Origin of the sequence: Fodinicola feengrottensis, assembly GCF_010993775.1 — a bacterium.
GTDB lineage: Bacteria > Actinomycetota > Actinomycetes > Mycobacteriales > HKI-0501 > Fodinicola > Fodinicola feengrottensis.
In genome coordinates this window covers 100,790-118,401 of the sequence record NZ_WOTO01000012.1, presented here as the reverse complement: position 1 = coordinate 118,401, position 17,612 = coordinate 100,790, and the positions used below count along the sequence as shown (strand labels likewise).

Annotated in this window: 19 protein-coding genes and 2 pseudogenes; 7 read left to right on the top strand and 14 right to left on the bottom strand. The window is 68.3% G+C overall.

The window, feature by feature from the left end; all coding sequences use genetic code 11:
- Positions 1-253 precede the first annotated feature (253 nt).
- From GNX96_RS13660 to GNX96_RS13635, 8 genes and pseudogenes are all read right to left on the bottom strand, one after another.
- Entirely contained in the window at positions 254-1,009 is a 756-nt protein-coding gene (locus tag GNX96_RS13660) for a DUF3159 domain-containing protein (RefSeq protein ID WP_163568367.1), read from the bottom strand.
- A complete protein-coding gene (locus tag GNX96_RS13655) occupies positions 1,006-1,416 on the bottom strand; it encodes an OB-fold nucleic acid binding domain-containing protein (protein ID WP_390624001.1) in 411 nt (136 codons plus the stop codon). The genes GNX96_RS13660 and GNX96_RS13655 overlap by 4 nt, the downstream gene beginning before the upstream one ends.
- A 14-nt stretch (positions 1,417-1,430) precedes the next feature.
- Entirely contained in the window at positions 1,431-1,532 is a 102-nt protein-coding gene (locus GNX96_RS63425; protein WP_390624000.1) for a hypothetical protein, read from the bottom strand.
- A complete protein-coding gene (locus GNX96_RS13650) occupies positions 1,487-3,901 on the bottom strand; it encodes a sensor histidine kinase (protein WP_313885660.1) in 2,415 nt (804 codons plus the stop codon). The genes GNX96_RS63425 and GNX96_RS13650 overlap by 46 nt, the downstream gene beginning before the upstream one ends.
- A gap of 10 nt (positions 3,902-3,911) precedes the next feature.
- Positions 3,912-3,971, bottom strand: a pseudogene (locus tag GNX96_RS61100) (hypothetical protein); the annotation flags it as partial.
- Positions 3,972-4,126: 155 nt separating this feature from the next.
- A complete protein-coding gene (locus tag GNX96_RS13645) occupies positions 4,127-5,017 on the bottom strand; it encodes a DUF3710 domain-containing protein (protein WP_279580265.1) in 891 nt (296 codons plus the stop codon).
- 2 nt (positions 5,018-5,019) lie between these two features.
- Complete coding sequence (gene dut, locus GNX96_RS13640) at positions 5,020-5,535, bottom strand: dUTP diphosphatase (protein WP_163568366.1); 516 nt, start codon at positions 5,533-5,535, stop codon at positions 5,020-5,022.
- A gap of 118 nt (positions 5,536-5,653) precedes the next feature.
- Positions 5,654-5,956: a DUF4193 domain-containing protein gene (locus GNX96_RS13635; RefSeq protein WP_163568365.1), complete on the bottom strand. Its 303-nt coding sequence runs from the start codon at positions 5,954-5,956 to the stop codon at positions 5,654-5,656.
- A 441-nt stretch (positions 5,957-6,397) separates the two neighbouring features.
- On the opposite strand from GNX96_RS13635, the pseudogene GNX96_RS63420 reads away from it, so the two are divergent.
- The 3 genes and pseudogenes from GNX96_RS63420 (at position 6,398) to GNX96_RS13625 (ending at position 8,277) form a co-directional block, all read left to right on the top strand.
- Positions 6,398-7,458: pseudogene (locus GNX96_RS63420) on the top strand (phosphotransferase family protein).
- Positions 7,365-7,634, top strand: a complete 270-nt coding sequence (locus GNX96_RS51565) for a hypothetical protein (RefSeq protein WP_279580288.1) — start codon at positions 7,365-7,367, stop codon at positions 7,632-7,634. Before GNX96_RS63420 ends, GNX96_RS51565 begins: the two are co-directional and overlap by 94 nt.
- A 292-nt stretch (positions 7,635-7,926) precedes the next feature.
- Positions 7,927-8,277: a LytR C-terminal domain-containing protein gene (locus GNX96_RS13625; protein ID WP_163568364.1), complete on the top strand. Its 351-nt coding sequence runs from the start codon at positions 7,927-7,929 to the stop codon at positions 8,275-8,277.
- Between the two features lie 392 nt (positions 8,278-8,669).
- Here the strand turns inward: GNX96_RS13625 and GNX96_RS13620 are convergent, their stop codons facing one another.
- Entirely contained in the window at positions 8,670-9,494 is an 825-nt protein-coding gene (locus GNX96_RS13620) for an inositol monophosphatase family protein (RefSeq protein WP_163568363.1), read from the bottom strand.
- A gap of 99 nt (positions 9,495-9,593) precedes the next feature.
- Between GNX96_RS13620 and ppgK the strand changes: the two genes are divergently transcribed.
- Entirely contained in the window at positions 9,594-10,346 is a 753-nt protein-coding gene (gene ppgK, locus GNX96_RS13615) for a polyphosphate--glucose phosphotransferase (RefSeq protein ID WP_313885659.1), read from the top strand.
- Positions 10,347-10,584: 238 nt separating this feature from the next.
- Positions 10,585-12,228 carry an RNA polymerase sigma factor gene (locus GNX96_RS13610; RefSeq protein WP_163568362.1) on the top strand — a complete coding sequence of 548 codons (1,644 nt, stop codon included), beginning with the start codon at positions 10,585-10,587 and terminating at the stop codon, positions 12,226-12,228.
- Between the two features lie 395 nt (positions 12,229-12,623).
- Here GNX96_RS13610 and GNX96_RS13605 read toward each other — a convergent pair whose 3' ends face one another.
- The gene (locus GNX96_RS13605; protein WP_279580262.1) at positions 12,624-13,448 is read right to left on the bottom strand and encodes a hypothetical protein; all 825 of its coding nucleotides are present in this window, start codon (positions 13,446-13,448) and stop codon (positions 12,624-12,626) included.
- A gap of 117 nt (positions 13,449-13,565) precedes the next feature.
- Between GNX96_RS13605 and GNX96_RS13600 the strand changes: the two genes are divergently transcribed.
- Positions 13,566-13,778 carry a hypothetical protein gene (locus GNX96_RS13600; RefSeq protein ID WP_163568360.1) on the top strand — a complete coding sequence of 71 codons (213 nt, stop codon included), beginning with the start codon at positions 13,566-13,568 and terminating at the stop codon, positions 13,776-13,778.
- A 32-nt stretch (positions 13,779-13,810) separates the two neighbouring features.
- On the opposite strand, the gene GNX96_RS13595 is transcribed toward GNX96_RS13600, so the two are convergent.
- The 4 genes from GNX96_RS13595 to GNX96_RS13580 form a co-directional block, all read right to left on the bottom strand.
- Positions 13,811-14,419, bottom strand: a complete 609-nt coding sequence (locus GNX96_RS13595) for a hypothetical protein (RefSeq protein ID WP_163568359.1) — start codon at positions 14,417-14,419, stop codon at positions 13,811-13,813.
- 120 nt (positions 14,420-14,539) lie between these two features.
- Positions 14,540-14,791 (bottom strand): hypothetical protein, encoded by a 252-nt coding sequence (locus tag GNX96_RS13590; protein ID WP_163568358.1) that lies wholly within the window; start codon positions 14,789-14,791, stop codon positions 14,540-14,542.
- The gene (locus tag GNX96_RS13585) at positions 14,740-15,492 is read right to left on the bottom strand and encodes a hypothetical protein (protein WP_163568357.1); all 753 of its coding nucleotides are present in this window, start codon (positions 15,490-15,492) and stop codon (positions 14,740-14,742) included. Before GNX96_RS13585 ends, GNX96_RS13590 begins: the two co-directional genes overlap by 52 nt.
- Positions 15,489-16,793, bottom strand: coding sequence for a family 43 glycosylhydrolase (locus GNX96_RS13580; protein WP_163568356.1), 1,305 nt, complete (start codon positions 16,791-16,793; stop codon positions 15,489-15,491). Before GNX96_RS13580 ends, GNX96_RS13585 begins: the two co-directional genes overlap by 4 nt.
- Before the next feature lie 599 nt (positions 16,794-17,392).
- On the opposite strand from GNX96_RS13580, the gene GNX96_RS67195 reads away from it, so the two are divergent.
- Positions 17,393-17,500 (top strand): DUF7455 domain-containing protein, encoded by a 108-nt coding sequence (locus GNX96_RS67195; RefSeq protein WP_452124475.1) that lies wholly within the window; start codon positions 17,393-17,395, stop codon positions 17,498-17,500.
- The last annotated feature ends 112 nt before the right edge of the window (positions 17,501-17,612 follow it).

The window sequence follows — 17,612 nt, the reverse complement described above, 5'->3', positions numbered from 1 at the left end:
GACCGACGCCCCTGCCGGAGGGGCGACAATCGGCCTGACGGCCGATGCGCCGAACGGGGCTGGGACCCGTCGAAGGTGGCCAACTTGACAGTGAAGGTGACGGTCCCGCACGGGGTTAGGTGCACGGGGCTGGGACCAACGAAGGTGGCCAACTTGATAGTAAAAAGTTACGGTCCCGCACGGGGTTAGGTGCACGGGGTTGGTGCCGTCGAAGGTGGCCGCGCTGATGTGGAAGTTCGGCCGTTAGGGACGGCTAGCTGGCGGGATCCTGGTCGGGGTCGGACGTGACGGTTTGGCGGGCGTTGGAGCGTTGGACGCACCAGGCGGTGACGGCGATCAGGAGCACGATCGGTGGGGTGCCGAGGAGGATGATGCGGGCGATCCCGAGCTCGGTGGCCGAGAAACCGGCCAGATACATCCAGGCCTGGACGGTGACCTTGGCGATCCACACCACTGCCCACAGGACCGTCAGCCACGAGAACATCCGGAAGAGCCGGCGTTCCTTACGCCATTCGGTGCCGATATTGCCGAAGAACGCCCACACGGCGCCGACCAGCGGCCGGCGGAAGAGCAGCGAGCCGGCGATAACCACCGCGTACGCGTAGCTGATCAGGATGCCGGGCAGATAGAAGTCCACCGCCTTGCCGGTCTTCGCCGCGTAGATGGCCGCGACCGCGATACCGAACAGTCCGTTGATGGCCTGCCGGGGAGACTGCTTGCGGATCAGCCGGAAGGCGCCGATCACCAGCGACGACGCGACCGCGGCAATCAGCGCCGGGTAGAGCGAGGTGAAGGTGTTGACAGCCACGAAAACGATGACCGGGATCGCGCTCTCGGCGATCCCCGTCCAGCCGCCGACCTGGCGGGCGACCTCGCGACGGAACTCCCCGGTGCTGAAATACTCCTTGATGGAGATGTCGTCCAAGTTCGGCTTGCCGCCGGACTCGTCCGTGGCCGGGACAGCTTCGGACTCGGTGGGCTTCTCCAGCCGCGACTCGCCTGGGGTCACTTGCTTGCCGGCTCCAGCTCATACTCGGGGTTGTAGATCACCTTGCGTTCGTCCCGGACGGCCAGCCGGCCGGTCGCGCGGACCGCCCGGCCCGGCTCGATGCCGACGATGCTGCGCCGTCCGATCCAGACCAGCAACACCGTGCCAGAGCCGTCGAAGAGCTCGGCTTCCAGGGTCGGCAGGTTGCTGCGCGGACAATACTGCACCGACCGCAGCCGACCGGAAACGGTCACCGGCTTGCCCCGCGAACACTTGCCCACCGGCGTCGCGCCGGTCTGCTCGCAGGTTCGCTGCAGATCCTCGGCCTCCAGCTCCTCCTCAGGCGCAGTCAGCCGTCTGAGCAGGCCTTTCAAACCCTTGACCGGCCATCGCCAATCCCGTCCCAAGCTGGCGCCGATGCCACGCACATCAGCTGATCCCCTCAGGGTACGACGACATCGACATTTTGGGAGCAGGCAGGAAGAGCGATGACCATCGTCACCCCGCCGCCGGGCGTGTCCTCCGGGGTGAGGGTGCCGCCCATCGCCTCGGTGAAGCCGCGCGCGACGGCGAGGCCGAGACCCACACGCCCGTACCGGTGTCCCGGTCCCCCAGCCGCTGGAAGGGCGCGAAGACCCGCTCCCGGTCACCAGGGCGGATGCCCGGCCCGCGGTCGGCGACCCGCAGCTCGACCTGGTCCAGGTGGGCGCTCGCGGACACTGTCACCGGCCCGGCAGGCGCATGTCGTACGGCGTTGGAGACGACGTTCGCGACGACCCGCTCCAGGAGTCCGGGATCGGCCAGTACCGGCGGCAGCGTGTCGGCCACGTCGATCTGGATCCGGGCGAGCTCAGCCGGCTCCAGGCCGCGCAGCGCCGGCCGGAGCACCTCCTCGTAACCGACCGGCTGGGACATCGGCGCGACCGTGCCGGTGTGCAGCCGACTCATGTCCAGCAGGTTCGCGACCAGCGCCATCAGCTGGTCGGCGGACTCGTCCACGGCGGCCAGCAACTCGGCGGTGTCGGCCTCGTCAAGGTGGATGTCCTCGGCCCGCAGGCCCGAGATGGCTGCCTTGATCGAGGCCAGCGGCGTACGCAGGTCATGGCTGACGGCGGCGAGCAGTGCCGTGCGCATCTTGTTCGCTTCGGCCAGCCGCTCCGCCTCGGCCGCCTGCCGGAGCAGCCGGGCCCGCTGCAACGCGACCGCGGCCTGCTCGGCGAAGGACACCAGCACCCGTCGGTCGGCGGCGGCCAGCGCGTGGCCGCGCATCAGCAGCCGGATGTCGTCGGTGATCGGTACGTCCTCGTCCGCGTCCGCGCCCTTCTCGCACGGCCGCGGCCCGGCGAAACCGGCCACCTGCCACTGCGAGCGGTCGTCCCGGTCGCGTTCCAACATCGTCACCGAGCTGAGCGCGAAGGCCTCCCGGATCTGCTCCAGCAGGCTCGGGACGCCGCGGTTGCCGGCCAGTACGCTCCGGGACAGCGACGCCAGCATGGCCGTCTCGGCCCGCCCACGGGCCGCCTGGGTGGCCCGGCGGGCGGACCGGTCCACCACCGTCGCGACGGCGACCGCGACCGCGACATATACCAGCAGCGCCACCACGTTGTTGCGTTCGGAGATAGTGAAAGTGCCCAGCGGCGGTACGAAGAACCAGTTCACGATCAGCCCGCCGACCACCGCGGCCAGCAGTGCCGGGTAGAGCCCGCCGATGATCGCCACCAGCACCACCAGCATCAGGTAGAGCAGCAGCACACTGGCCGTACTGATCTCACCGCCAATCGCCAGCATCGCCAACGTCAGCGCCGGCAGGCCGATCGCGGCCACCAGCAGCAGCGCGGCCACCCGGCGGCGCCAGTTCAGCCCGCCAGTCAGCCTGGGCAGCCGTCGCCGCCAGGCGCCGCCGGACTCGGCATGGGTGACCATGTGTACGTCGATGTCGCCGGAATCGGCGATCACCGCGGCCCCGATGCCCTCGGCGAACGCTCTCGCGACCCGCGAGCGCCGGCTCGTACCCATCACCAACTGGGTCGCGTTCACGCCACGGGCGAAGTCCAGCAGGGCGGCTGGTACGTCGTCGCCGACCACCGTGTGGAAGCTGCCGCCGACGCCCTCCACCAGCTCCCGCTGGCGGCGCAGCTTGACCGGCGAGGCGCCGGTCAGCCCGTCGCTGCGCAGCACGTGCACCGCGAGCACCTCGCCGCCGGCCGAGCGGGCCGCGATCCTGGCTGCCCGGCGGATCAGCGTCTCGCCCTCGGAGCCACCGGTCAGAGCCACCACGATCCGCTCCCGGGCCTCCCAGATCCGCCGGATCTCGTGGTCCGACTTGTAGCGGTTCATGCCCTCGTCGACCCGATCCGCTACCCACAGCAGCGCCAGCTCGCGCAGAGCGGTCAGGTTGCCAACCCGGAAGTAGTTCGACAGCGCCGCGTCCACCCGCTCGGCCGGGTAGATGTTCCCGTGCGCCATCCGTTTACGCAGCGCGTCGGGGTCCATGTCGACCAGCTCGATCTGGTCGGCTCGGCGTACCACCTCGTCCGGCACGGTCTCGCGCTGCGGTACGCCGGTGATCTGTTCGACAACGTCGTTGAGGCTTTCCAGGTGCTGGACGTTGACCGTCGACAGCACCTCGATGCCAGCATCCAGCAGCTCTTCGACATCCTGCCAGCGCTTTTCGTTGCGCATGCCGGGAATGTTGGTGTGCGCGAGCTCGTCGACGATCGCCACCTGCGGGTGCCGGGCCAGGATCGCGTCCACGTCCATCTCGGCGAAAGTGCCGCCCTTGTAGTGCACGTCCCGGCGCGGGAGGACCTCGAGACCGGCCAGCCGCTGCTCGGTCAGCTTGCGGCCGTGCGTCTCGCAGAACCCGACCAACCACCACGTCGGTGCCGCGCTCCAGCCGCCGCTGGGCCTCACCCAACATCGCGTACGTCTTACCCACCCCGGGTGCGGCCCCCAGGTAGATCCGCAACAAACCGCGTGCCATGCCAACAGTGTGCCCGTACGGGCGCGATTCGCGCGCGAGCGTCGTCACAGCCGGCGTCAAGGAGATGTCAACGGCCTCTTACGCCGGGTAATGTCCGCAACGCCCCGCTACCTGCGGTGGACGCAGGTAGCGGGGCGTTGTTTCCAGCCGGGAGCTCAGTGGGTCTCGGTGATCTCCGGGCCACGGCGGGGCAGGTCGAGCTTGCGGTGCCGGCCGCCGGAGTCGTCCTCTTCGCCCTGGGCATCGGCAGCCGCGGCTTCGGCCTGTTCGGTGATCTCGGTGGGAAGGACCAGCGGCAACGGGTCGCGAACCGGCATCGGCTGCTCGCCTCGTACGACCACCAGACCGCGCATCACGTCGGCCAGCGGACCGGCGTTCGCGGGGTCGATGGCGGCGGGACCGGAGTAGACAGCGCGTACGAACCAGCGAGGACCATCGACGCCGACAAAACGCAGCGGCTGCGGTCCTTCCGGCGTCGGCACCCGGGCCGACAGCTCGGTGCCGTAGTCACCGTCGACGAAGTTCGCCTGGCCGCCGTCGGAGTTGATGCTGTCGCGCAGGTCCTCGCGGACCTCGTCCCAGATGCCCTCCGAACGCGGCGCGGCGAAGACGCCCAGGTTCAGCGTGCTGGTCCCGTGGATCAACGCGACCGTGACGATCTGGCCGTTCTGGTCCGCCTCCAGCCGCAGCTCCACGTCCGGCGGGGTGGGCAGCCGCAAGGCCCCCAGGTCGATCCGCGGTAGCCCGTCGTTCGGGTCTTCGGTCACGTCCCACGGCCCACCGACGCGCCTGACCGGGGCCTTGCGTACGGCCGGCTTCGCCTCGAAGTGGTCGTCGAAGTCGGCGGACAGGTCGTCATCGGCCGGAGCCACCGGCTCCGGCTCGTCGTCGGAGCGGTGCCGGGAAGCGGCACCTTCGGCACCTCCGGGGCCTTCGGCGATCCAGGCCTCGATGTCGTCGACGCCGTCCTGGGAATCACCGCCAAGCGAGAGGTCGGCGAACTCCTCTTCCTTCTCGGCTCGCCTCTGCTTCCGGCGTCGGAACACCGTCACTCCCCTCCCGTGGCCGCGTACGCGTTCGCGTCGAGCCGGTCATGTCCGCCTGTGGATCCGTGCCCGCCGGTTCCCCGCACCGACGCGGGCAGCTCGGCGACCGGGGTGAAGTGCACCCGCTCCACCCGCTCCACCCGCTGCACGACCAGCTGTGCGATCCGGTCGCCGCGGGCGATGTGTACGGCTTCACGACTGTGGTTGATCAGGTTGACCTTTATCTCCCCACGGTAGCCGGCATCGACGGTACCTGGGGCGTTCAAGATGGTGACTCCGAGCCGCGCCGCCAACCCGGACCGCGGGTGCACGAAAGCCGCGTACCCATCGGGCAACGCGATCGCCACCCCGGTCGGCACCAAGGCGCGGTCGCCGGGCGCCAGGTCGACCCCGGCGGCGGCTGTCAGGTCCGCCCCGGCGTCGCCAGGCCGCGCGTACGCGGGCATCGGCAGATCCGGGTCCAGCAGCTGTACCCGCACAGTGCAGGTCGTACCACCGGGCCCCTCGACGTCACTCATGCAACCATCCTGGTCGGTGCCTGAATTCGAGAGGCGACTCCCCCACCGATGAGCCGGTGCGGACACCGGCCATCGGCGGAGGGTTCACCACCATCACCATCGACTTGTTGGACGACGCTCAGGCGGCGCACTCCTTGCAGACCGGCTGGCCGTTACGCTGCTCGGCCAGCTGACTGCGGTGATGGACCAGGAAACAGCTCGAGCAGCGGAACTCGTCGTTCTGCATCGGCTGCACCTTGACGGTGAGCTCCTCACCGGACAGGTCCGCGCCCGGAAGCTCGAACCCCTCGGCGATGTCGGCCTCGTCCTGGTCCACCTGTCCGGACTGAGCCTCGGTACGACGAGCCTTCAGTTCCTCGAGGCTGTCCTCTCCAAGGCCCGAGTCGTCGGTACGACGCGGGGCGTCGTAATCGGTAGCCATATTGGTTTCTCACTCCCCAGCTGGGTCACTCTTGTCCGGAAATCCGAAACTGTCGGGCGATACCTATCACTGCCGGTCGAAAGCCTCTTTCGCGGTCGCCGAAGCGGCTACTCAGTGGCCGGTAAGGGACCCGGCGAGCGCGTGACCTTACCGCCTCCGGCCCCATTAGTACGCATCAGGAAGCCCGCATGTTCCCGACATGTGACCGAACTGACACCGCGCCCCCCCCCAGCAGTCGGCCGACATACTAAATCCGCAGGTCACCGCCATGCCAGCGGATTCTGTCGCCGACCTCACGGACCTCACGACCGACACACCATCCCCGGCGTGTCGGCCTCCCCGCGGACCGCGTCGCCACCGATCGGAACGTACCTTACGTGATCAATTGCCAACTATGCGTGAGTTGCCGCCGATTCGCGAGGATCAACCTTGGCGAGCGTGATGCTGATTTATCGTCGACTGTGGGACTTTGTCCCACTCTCGACGTCGAGAGTGGGGTTTTGTCCCGCAGTCGACGCCGGACCCCTCCGGCATCGACTCGTACGGGCTGGGGACCTAATGTCAACGCTCGTGACCTCATCCCCGCGCGAGCAGGCCGGTAAGAACTCCACCGGTGCGGACCCGGCCGTGGTGGGGCCGTACGTGGCGAGGGTGCTCGACGAGCCGGCCTGGGCGGCGGCTGAGGTGGAGCTGATCGCGGGTGGCAAGTCGAATCTGACGTATCGGGTCAGCAGTGCGGCCGGTGAGCTGGTGTTGCGTCGGCCGCCGTTGGGGAACGTGTTGCCGACCGCGCACGACATGGTGCGCGAACACACGGTTATTTCGGCGCTGGCGATCACCGAGGTGCCGGTTCCGGCGACCAGGCATCTGTGTACGGACACGGACGTGTTGGGCGCGCCGTTCTTCTCATGGACTTCGTCCGCGGTCCGATCGCACGGGACGGGTTTCCGGCCGGGTACGCGGACCAGCCGCAAGAGCGCAGGGCGGTCGCCGAGGGGCTGATCGACACCCTGGTGGCGCTGCACGCGGTCGATCCGGCCGAGATCGGACTGGAGAGTTTCGGGCGGCCGGACGGCTACCTGACGCGGCAGGTGTCCCGCTGGATGCGGCAGTGGACGGCCACCCGGGACGCCGTCGAGGCGGCCGGCGACCAAGGGGCCACCGCGGCCGCGGCCCGGCTGGACAAGCTCGCGGAGACGCTTGCGGCGCAGGCGCCGACCGCTCCCACCGGGCCCATCGTGCACGGCGACTACCGGCTGGACAACACCGTCCTCGACGCGGCCGGGCCGGGCCGGATCGCGGCCGTGCTGGACTGGGAGATGTCCACCCGCGGTGACCCGTTGGCCGATGTCGGATTACTCCTGGTCTACTGGGTGCAGGCCAGCGACACCACCGAGCGCAGCGCGGGGTGCTGCCGATCAGCGCGGTCACCAGTCTGCCCGGCTTTCCGACCCGCGCCGAGGTCGCCCAGCTGTACGCCCAGAAGTCCGGCCGCGACCTGAGCCACCTGCCCTGGTACGTGTCGTTTGGCGCCTTCAAACTCGCGGTAGTGGTGGCCGGCATCGTCGCGAGGCACCGAGCCGGCGCGATGGTCGGCGAGGGGTTCGATCACATGGAGTCACGACTCGGACCGCTGGTGGAGCTTGCTTATGGCGCCCTGGGCGGCCAGGTCCAGTAGAGCAACCTTTTGGGCGTACGCCCGGTCATCCTTGAGGAGTAAATGCCCGGCACGGCCGGTATTACCGCTCCATCGCTGGCCTGGACCGATTAGGCTGGTTGGCATGAGCGGGGGCAGGAGCTGGAAATGAGCATCGCACGAGCACGGGCGCTCATCATCGTCGGCGTGATGTTGCTCTTTTGTCTGGTTTTCGCCAGCTGGGCCATCGCGAGCACCAACGTTTCGCGGGGCCGAGGCCGAGTGCCTCGCCGCGGCCGCGCCCAAGGAACTCCCGCAGCCCACCCAGGTCAGCGTGCAGATCTTCAACGCCACCGACCGTGATGGGCTGGCGAACACGGTGAAAAGCCAGCTGGCCGGCCGCGGCTTCAAGGTCGTGAGCATCAGCACCTTCCAGGACGGCACCCCGGTCACCGGCGTCGGCCTGGTCCGGTACGGGCCGACCGGGATCGCCGCCGCCCAGGTGGTCCAGTCGAACATCATCGGCCTCACCCCGGTGATGGACACCCGCGCCACGGCCGACGTGGACATCGTGCTGGGCGCCCAGTATTCGCGGCTGGCCACCACTTCGGAGATCAACACCGCGGCCAAGCGACTGGCAGCGGACCCGGTCACCCCGATGTGCTCGGGAACCAACTCCGGCTGACGCCCAACCTGGCGGCCGCGGCCTCCCGTCAGTGAGGTGGGCTCCAGACGTACGGCCTATCTGCTGACCGGCACCGCGCCCACGATCTCGTCCGGGAGACGGCCACCAAGGTGTACGCCAAATGGCGCCGAGTCAGTGCCACTGACCGGCGACACCTACCAGGGCGCGAAGGCGAACACTGTTATCGGCGGCCGCCCGGCCTATCTGTCCACATTGGACAACCAGCGGCGTTCGGGCTCGGACGCTCGTGCGATTGTCGTCAATGTTTCCGGGCAGTTGCTGGGAATCAACGTCACCGACCCGACCGGGAAATACCTGTCGGCGGCCGAGCCGCCGACGCGAGCGGTTGGTTCACCGACACGTACCACTAAACACCGAAACCCGCGACCGCCTCACCGCAACAACGCGGCGAGGCGGTCGTGCAGGTCCCGATGGACCAGCGGCGGCGCGGCGATCACCAGGTCCGGGCTGGCCGGCGCGCCGTCCAACCCGGTGACCAGCAGGCCGGCCTCGGCCGCGATCAGAGCGGCGGCGGCGAAATCCCACGGGTTCAGGCCGATCTCGTAGTGCCCGTCCAGCCTTCCGTCCGCGCAGTAACAAAGATCGATCGCGGCCGAGCCGATCCGCCGGATGTCCCGGACGGCCGGCAGGATTCGCAGCAGGATCTCGGCCTGCCAGCGACGGCGCTCAGCGGTGTAGCCGAATCCCGTACCCACCAGCGCCTGCCCGAGCTCGGTCGCCCCGGAACCGTGGATCGGCTCGCCGTCCAGGAAAGCCCCGCCACCAAGGGTCGCCGTCCACACCTCGCCGGTGGGCACGTTGTGCACCACTGCCGCCACGACCACGCCGTCCACCTCGGCGGCGAGACTCACCGCGTACGCGGGAATGCCGTAAAGCAGGTTCACCGTGCCGTCGACAGGGTCCAGGATCCACCGCACACCGCTGCTGCCAGCGCGTTCGCCGCCCTCCTCGCCCAGCACGCCGTCGTACGGCCGAACGGCCCGCAGCTCCTGGATCACGTACGTCTCGCTGGCCTTGTCGATCTCGGTGACCACATCGGTCGGCGACGACTTCGTCGACACGTGGTCGCGGGCATGCGCCTGCCCTCGGGCCACCAGCGCGGCCGCGCCCTCAGCGATCCGTACGGCACAGGCCAGCAGCTCCCGCGGCCCGCGCTGGTCGAGGTCGGCGGTGGTCGGGGCGGCGGCGTCAGACATAGCCCCAGTCCAGCACACTAGGAGTTCAGCACCTTAGGGTGTGTCTCCGCGGAGACAAGATCGGCAGGAATTTTCGGCATCGGTCGGCAGGGAGCGGAGATGGCGCAAGCGCTAGGCGTGGACGTGGGTGGCACCGGCATCAAGGCGGCCGTGGTCGACCTGTCGACCGGGGAACTGGTGACCGAGCGGGTACGGGTGGAGACGCCCAAGGGCGGCAAACCCGGTCCGGTGGTGGAAACCATCGCCGGGCTGGTCTCCGACGCGAAATGGGAGGGCGACCTGGGCGTCGCCTTCCCGGCGGTGATCCGCGGCGGCGTCGCGTTCAGCGCGGCCAATGTGGACAAGCACTGGATCGGCACCGACGTGGCGGCGCTGGTGCAGGAAGCGGTCGGGGTGAAACCGACCGTCCTCAACGACGCCGACGCGGCCGGGCTGGCCGAGATCCGGCACGGTGCCGGGCTGAACGTCGGCGGCGTGGTGCTCGTGCTGACCCTCGGTACGGGCATCGGCAGCGCCCTTTTCGTGGACGGCACGCTGGTGCCCAACACCGAGTTCGGCCACCTGGAGCTGGACGGCCACGACGCCGAGCGCAAGGCCGCTGAGTTGGCCCGGGAGCGCGAGGACCTGTCGTGGAAGCAGTGGGCGCACCGGGGTCGAGCACTACCTCAAACACGTCGACAGCCTGCTCTGGCCGGACCTGATCCTGCTCGGCGGCGGCGGGTCAGCAAGGTGTCCGAGAAGTGGTTGCCGTTCATCGACGTACGCCCGCCCGTGCAACCCGCCAGTTTGCGCAACGAAGCGGGTATCGTGGGTGCCGCCATGGCCACCGCGGACCCGGTGGCAGGCCGGTAATCCCGCCTCGACCAGGCCGGTTCAACTCGCTGCGGCCAGCTGCCCGAACTTCTGGGCCGGACGGCGGTACAATTAAGACTCGCGTCCGCCACCGCCCCGACCAAGGTCGGCCCTGCGACGGTGCGGAGGCGGCACAGACTTGAAGCCCATCGATAAACCCAAGCTCGCAACTGACCGGGCATGCAGGCGTACCGGTAGCCCCCGGTACGTGTAGTGCCCGGCTCGTGGAAGGTCGTTCGTGACAGCAGCTGACCGCACATCCGTCCGTACCGATGTCATCCGGTCGACCGTCGATGATCTCGCTTCCCGCGCCGCTGCCGCGGGCTCGATCACGTCCGCGGAGATCGCCCTGGTGCTGGAAGCCGCGGAACTGGACACCAGCCAGAGCAAGAAGGTCCTGCAGGCGCTCGCCCAGTCCGGCGTGACCGTGGTCGTGGACGGCACCAGGCCCACCACCGGGCCGTCCGCCAACGCGTCCCGCTCGCGAGCTGTCGCGGCCCGCTCGGCCACCGCGGCACGCAGCACCACCGCGAAGGCGACCACCGCCAAGCCGGCCAAGAAGGCCGACCAGCCGGCCGACGGCGAGGCTCCCACCGGCGACGCCAAGACCGGGAAACCGATCGTCAAGAAGGCGGCGGCCAAGGCGGCTCCGAAGAAGGTCGGCGAGGATGGCGAGCCGTCCGGTGACGACCTGGAGCCGGTCGACCTGACCGACGAGGACCTCGACGTGTCACTGGAAGAGGGCGACCTGGTGGCCGAAGACGACGTGGCAGTGGTCGCCGAGGGTGGCGACGTGGCCGAGGGCCAAGCCGCTCCCGCCGATGGCAAGAGTCTCGCGGTTGGCGAGACCATTGTGATCGGCCAGGGCGAAGAAGAAGAGACCGAAGAGGAAGAGGCCGACGAGGAGGAGCCGGAGGAGTCCGCGGCCCTCAAGCAGGCCCGCCGGGACGCCGAGCTGACGGCTTCGGCCGACTCGGTGCGTGCGTACCTCAAGCAGATCGGCAAGGTGGCGCTGCTCAACGCGGAAGAGGAGGTCGACCTCGCCAAGCGGATCGAGGCCGGGCTCTACGCCGCCGAGCGGCTCCGGCAGGTCGAGGACAACAACCAGAAGCTGTCCCCGCAGATGCGCCGCGACCTGCGGTGGATCGTCCGGGACGGGGAGCGCGCCAAGAACCACCTGTTGGAGGCCAACCTCCGGCTGGTCGTCTCGCTGGCCAAGCGCTACACCGGCCGTGGGATGGCGTTCCTGGACCTCATCCAGGAAGGCAACCTGGGCCTGATCCGGGCGGTCGAGAAGTTCGACTACACCAAGGGCTACAAGTTCTCCACGTACGCGACCTGGTGGATCCGGCAGGCCATCACCCGCGCGATGGCTGACCAGGCCCGGACGATCCGCATCCCGGTGCACATGGTCGAGGTCATCAACAAGCTCGGCCGCATACAGCGTGAGCTGCTCCAGGACCTGGGCCGCGAGCCCACCCCGGAAGAGCTGGCCAAGGAGATGGACATCTCCCCGGAGAAGGTGCTGGAGATCCAGCAGTACGCGCGCGAGCCGATCTCGCTGGACCAGACCATCGGCGACGAGGGCGACTCGCAGCTCGGCGACTTCATTGAGGACTCCGAGGCAGTCGTCGCGGTCGACGCGGTCAGCTTCACGCTGCTGCAGGACCAGCTGACCTCGGTGCTGCAGACGCTGTCCGAGCGCGAGGCCGGCGTCGTACGCCTGCGCTTCGGCCTCACCGACGGCCAGCCGCGCACGCTGGACGAGATCGGCCAGGTCTACGGGGTCACCCGGGAGCGGATCCGGCAGATCGAGTCCAAGACGATGTCCAAGCTGCGACACCCGTCGCGGTCGCAGGTCCTGCGGGATTACCTGGACTAAGGCACTGGCACGAAAAGGGTCCCGGCCGATGGCTGGGGCCCTTTTTCGTGTTTTCCCCGTCTTTCAGGAATGATGGGCACCGATGGCCGGTGTCGCGGGATACGGCGGGCATAGCGGCTTTCGAGGTAATTCTGTTCCTATCCGCCGCCGTCGACTTTTTGTGCCAGCGAAAAGCCCGCAGAGCAGCGAATATTGCCGAAGAACCGCACGCCCACCCTCGAATACATGGTAAAAACGCGCCGTCGACAAACACGATGGGGCATGACATGGAAACTCTCGGGGCGATTCAGCGGCCGGGTGCGTTCGGGAAAGCCTCGCCCAGTGGGCGGATCACTCTCATCGCGGTCGCCATGGCGACCATCTCGATCTGGTCGATCGGCGGACTTTTTGTCGTATCACTGATAAACCGGGCCATCATTCACCAGTCGCCGTGGATCGGCGCGATTGACATCGCGGTCATCGCCACACCGCATGCTGGCGCACTTCTCGGGGTGGCGGTGAGCGAAGGTGGGATGTCTTTGGCCCAGCGGCTGAATGCGCGCCCAGCCGGCTGGTATGTGGTCGGATGGATCATCTACGGCATGGGCGTTCTGTGCGCTGTCGCCGGCATCTCGGTCAGTTTCGTCCTTCCCTAATCCCCGCCGTGTGATGCAGCGATGGGTACGCAGAATGTCGACCAGTCGTGGTGGAGCCACAAAGCGGGCCGAGACGAATGCCCTTTTGGCGCCGTAGAAACGAGACTGATGCCAGCTCGCCGCGAGGCTCTCGTCGCATTGGACGGTCAGCAACCTGTCCGGCAGCAGGCAGAGGTCGAACTGCAGGGCGTAAGTGGTGGGGCCGTACCGGCTCCTGCGTTTCTTCAGCCGCGGTGTCGCAACCACGTCCGACCACAACGCCTCAGCGATGACGCGCCCATTGCGCCGAGCGAAAACCAGCCGGTCCGGCTCGATCAACAAGTCGCGGCGATGAGTGGCCCAAGCCCGGTGCGCGAACCACCCGGCCACCGCCATCGCGATCCCGCCCACTGCCACCACCAGCAGCCCGATCTCGCCGGCCTGGAACTGGAAGACACCTGGGTTTCCCTGCCGAGCCCCGACGAAGAGAACGATCGGCAGCCACATGCCGGTCAACACGATGGTGACCATCCGCAGCACGTACGACAGCCGGTACGGATTCAACCCGAGTTCGACGACCGATTCGTCGTCGGAGGTAAAGGTCACCAGCACACTGTCCCGCCCGTACGGCCACGGACCTCGTCGCCGACGGCGAGGTTGCCCCAAGTCTTCCGGCAGGTGCCCTTTCGTCAATAATGGAACGACCGACGAGAGGCTGGACAGATGGCGGCGCTTCTTCCGTACGACGCGAACCTGGAGTTCGCCGGCCAGTGCACGCAGAACGCGTACAACTACCTGAACGAGGCCGCCCGGTTGGACTTCGTCACCGCGTCCGAGCGGATCGGCCACCTGCAGGACATGGCCGACGGCTACCGCGAGCTGGCCCACCTGTTCGTACGGATAGCCGAGCTGCAAACCAAACCCGCGCAGGAGTAGCGGCACCTTGGTGAGGGTGCCGTTATGGGCGTTCAAAGCGGGGGCATATCCGCGCCAAACGTCACCCGCGCGCCGGTAGTCCACCCATCGCCGGCGGCGAGTCGTGGCGGCTCCTCCTCGAGGATGGTTTGACTGCCGCTTTCCAGGCTGGCCACCAAATCAGCGGTGTCCGGCGCCGTACGATAGAGCCGCCAGGCGTAGAGATCGTCGGACAGTCGCGAAAAGCTGTCGCCGACCACCCGTACGTATCTGGTCCGCTGCACCGGGTGGTCCGGCACCCTGGTCATCACCCGCGCGCACGACTCCTCGGTCCGGGAAATGTGCGTACGCATCGAGTCGTCGCTGATCGCGGCCAGCTTCACGAACAGCACCCGGCGGAACTCGCGGAGCCGATCGGCCGCCGCCGGCGCCCAGTCAGTCGATCTTTTATAATGGTACGTACTGAAAATCTCGACCACCGGCGCCAACGCCACGGCGATCGCCTCGGCCGCCGCGATGGCGGCCGACTCCTTGGCCAGCTCCCGCGCGTTGTTGCGGCTCTTGAAGACAACCAGCAGCGCCACGCAGGTCGAGATCAGGCCGTTCAACAACGCGCCGGTCGCGGCACCGACGAGCGGCGGGAGGATCGCGTTCCATTCCATGGCAGGACAGTTAAGCCGCCCCGCAACAAAACCCGCCAACTCCGCTAGTGTCCAACTCCACCTATCCGCAACGCCCCGTTGCTTGCGCCAGGCGCAAGCAACGGGGCGTTGCGGACAAGGTCAGCCTCGGTACACGTGGAAATAGTCGAACTGCGCCAGTGCTTTCCCGTAGGTGGCCTCAGCGGTCGGCGTGGATCCTTGCGAGACCAGACCGATCTGCGGGACCATGCCGGCCGGCATGGTCCAGGTCGCACCCCACGTCCACATACGACCGTCCCGGCTGGACGCGCCCTGGTAGTCGTTCTCGCCGTTCGCCGGGTTCACCGTGTGCCGGATCCGGAAGTACGTGGTGGCCGCCGGCGGGCCGAGCACCGCGCCGCCCCCCAGGAGCTGATGTTCCCGACCATGACCCGCTTGCCGAACTCGGTGATCCGGTTCGGGCCGGTGGCCACCTGGTCCAGCCGCAGGAAGTCCGTGTCGGCGTTGTAGACCACCAGGCCGGCCTGCTGGAACTCCCGGGTGGTGTCACTGCCCAGGTCGATCGTCAGCTTCGTCTCGACCGTGTACGTGCCCGTTGGCGGCGTACGCAACAGCACGCCGGCCTGGCCGGCCGAGCCGCCGGTGAGGTCGGCGTCCTCGGTCGGCCACTGCAGGCTGCCGTTGACGACCTGCGCGGCCGAGTCCTGGCGCTTCCAGGTCCACCCGGAGTTGAGGCCGTTGCTGAAGTCGTCCGAGTAGGCCGCCATCAGACCGCCCGGCTGCGGCTGCTTCACCAGTGTCGTGTGAGGCGTGTAGAGCGGCGCGACGGCCAGGTTGTCGACCTCGCCGGCGCCGGTCGAGGTGACTCCCGCGTCGCCGTGGTAGAGCTGCGACGGCAGGGTGACGCTGACCGAGGCGGTCGGGTCGCCCATGTCGGAGTCGCTGTACTCGGCGGTCACCTGCGAGCCACGCGCCTCCACCACCACGTCGTGCCAGGTGGACAGGTCCGCGCTGGGCGGGATCGGGGCGCTGGTCGTCTTCGCCTTGCCGTTGGCGCTGACGATCACGTCGAACGTACGCGTCGCCGGGTTCACACCACCGCACGGACGTTGTTCCGTGCGTCCGCATACCGCACAGTCACGCCCACCGAACCACCGCTGGCCGGCACCCGTACGTCCGCCTGCGCTCGTACGTCCTGCGGCGGGGCCTTGCTGGAGACCGCCACCGAAGTGCCGGTCAGCGCCGCGAAACCGCCGGAGTCGCTCTTGGTGTCACTGGGCTGTACGGCCAACCCGCCGGCCAACACCTTCACACCGGCGCTGGCCCCATCGAACTTCTGGTCCAGCAGGGCGCTGGTGGTGACCGGCGCCTGCTCCACGTCGTCGGAAGGTCCGGCGCCGCCTCGTACGATCGGCCAGCCGTTGATCCAGTCCAGCCGGTCCAGCAGCATCGGCCGCATCGTGAAACCCGGCGAGACCTGCAGATACGGCTGGTTCCGGTCGACCGCGTGGTAGGTCATCCAGTCCTGACCGGTGCGGTCCACCACGATCGAGTTGTGCCCGACGCCGACCCAGCGGTTGCCGTTCTGCGCGACCACGATCGTGCCGCCGGCCCGCGAGTCGGCCATGGAGACGCCGTCGCGGTCCAGGAACGGGCCCCACGGGCTCTTCGAGCGGCCGGCGAAGACGGTGTAACCGGTGGTCGGGCCGGCGCAGCAGTTCGCCGACGAGGCCATCAGGTAGTACCAGCCGTCCCGTTTCACCACGTACGCGCCTTCGAAACGGCTGGTGGCGACCTGCCGGGGCGCGGTCACCGAGTGCAGGCCGTCCGCCGACAACTGGACCAGCCAGACGCCCGTACCGTAACTGCCCCAATACATATAGCGGCTGCCGTCGGTGTCGGTGAACTGGGCCGGGTCGATGACCGTCTCCCAGCCGGCGCCGGTGTTCTTGCGGGCCGGGATGAGCGGCGCGCCAGCGTCTTTCCACGGGCCGGCCGGGCTGTCCGAGGTGGCTACCCCGATGGCCGGGTCGAAGCCCTCCGAGCTGGCCGTGGTGTCCGGGCCGACGAAGTAGAGCACGTACTTGCCGTTGATGTAGCGGATGTCCGGCGCCCAGATGCCGCTCGTCGTGGTGACCCAGGAGGGCCAGTTCCTGCCCACCACGAAGGGCGCGCCGAGCTTGGTCCAGTGCGTGAGGTCGGTGGAGCTGGCCATTCGTACGGGATCGCTGGCGGCGCCCTGCTCGTCGTACGGGCCGCCGGTGGAGTAGGCGTAGAACTTGCCGTCCTTGCCGCGCATCACGGCCGGGTCCGGGAAGTCGATCGAGTAACCGTCGGTCACGGCGTTGTGGTAGGTGCCACCGGCGGGCGCGGGCGCCGCCTGTGCGGGCGGCACGCCGGCGATGCCGGCGGCGACTGCGGCACCGGCGGCAAGCGCCGCGACCAGCGCGCGGAGCCGTCGGGGCCGGCCGGCTCGGCTGCGGCCGGGTGATCAGGGACATTCATGGCCTCCAGGCAGTGGGGGGCGCCGCGTACACGGTGAGTGATCGAGGTCACCGGCGGCACGGCCGGGGACAGTCTCGCGGAGGGTCTGCAACGTTGTAAAGACCAGTCTGACCTGCGCTGTCCCCTACTGGACACCCAGTCCGGGACAGATCGTGCAGTATCGGATCTGCCCGTACGGGCCGTCAGCCGTTCCGCCGAAAGCGAACGCCACGGAAAATCCGACCGTATAAGTCCTGATAAATCACCCTGAACTGGGACTATTCGGCGCACCTCACTGACTGTGACAAGGCTCGCGTCTTGCGTGTGGGAAGCGCATTGAGGCCCGCGATGTTGGACGATATGTGTGTACGAGAGATAGGCAATCTCAGGCCCCGACTCTAGAAGGAGGCGCGCTATGACTCCGACCCTTACGCCGTCCGACACGTCGGCACCGGAAGTGCTGGGTGAGCGCTGCGACGACGCTGTACGGCCGCGGCCAAGGTTCGCGCCGTGCTTCCCGGCGGTGGGGATCTGGTCTTTTGCCAGCACCACGCCAACCAGTACCGGGAGCAGCTGGAAAAGCTGGCTGCTGACATAGACGAGACCTCACTCAACTAACCCCCCCCCCTGACTCGCCACGAAGGCCCCGGCGCCGGTCGCCGGGGCCTTCGTCGTACGTACGGCAACTCGGCGCGTCTTCGCCGCCCTCGGCGAACTCGATGCCTCGTCC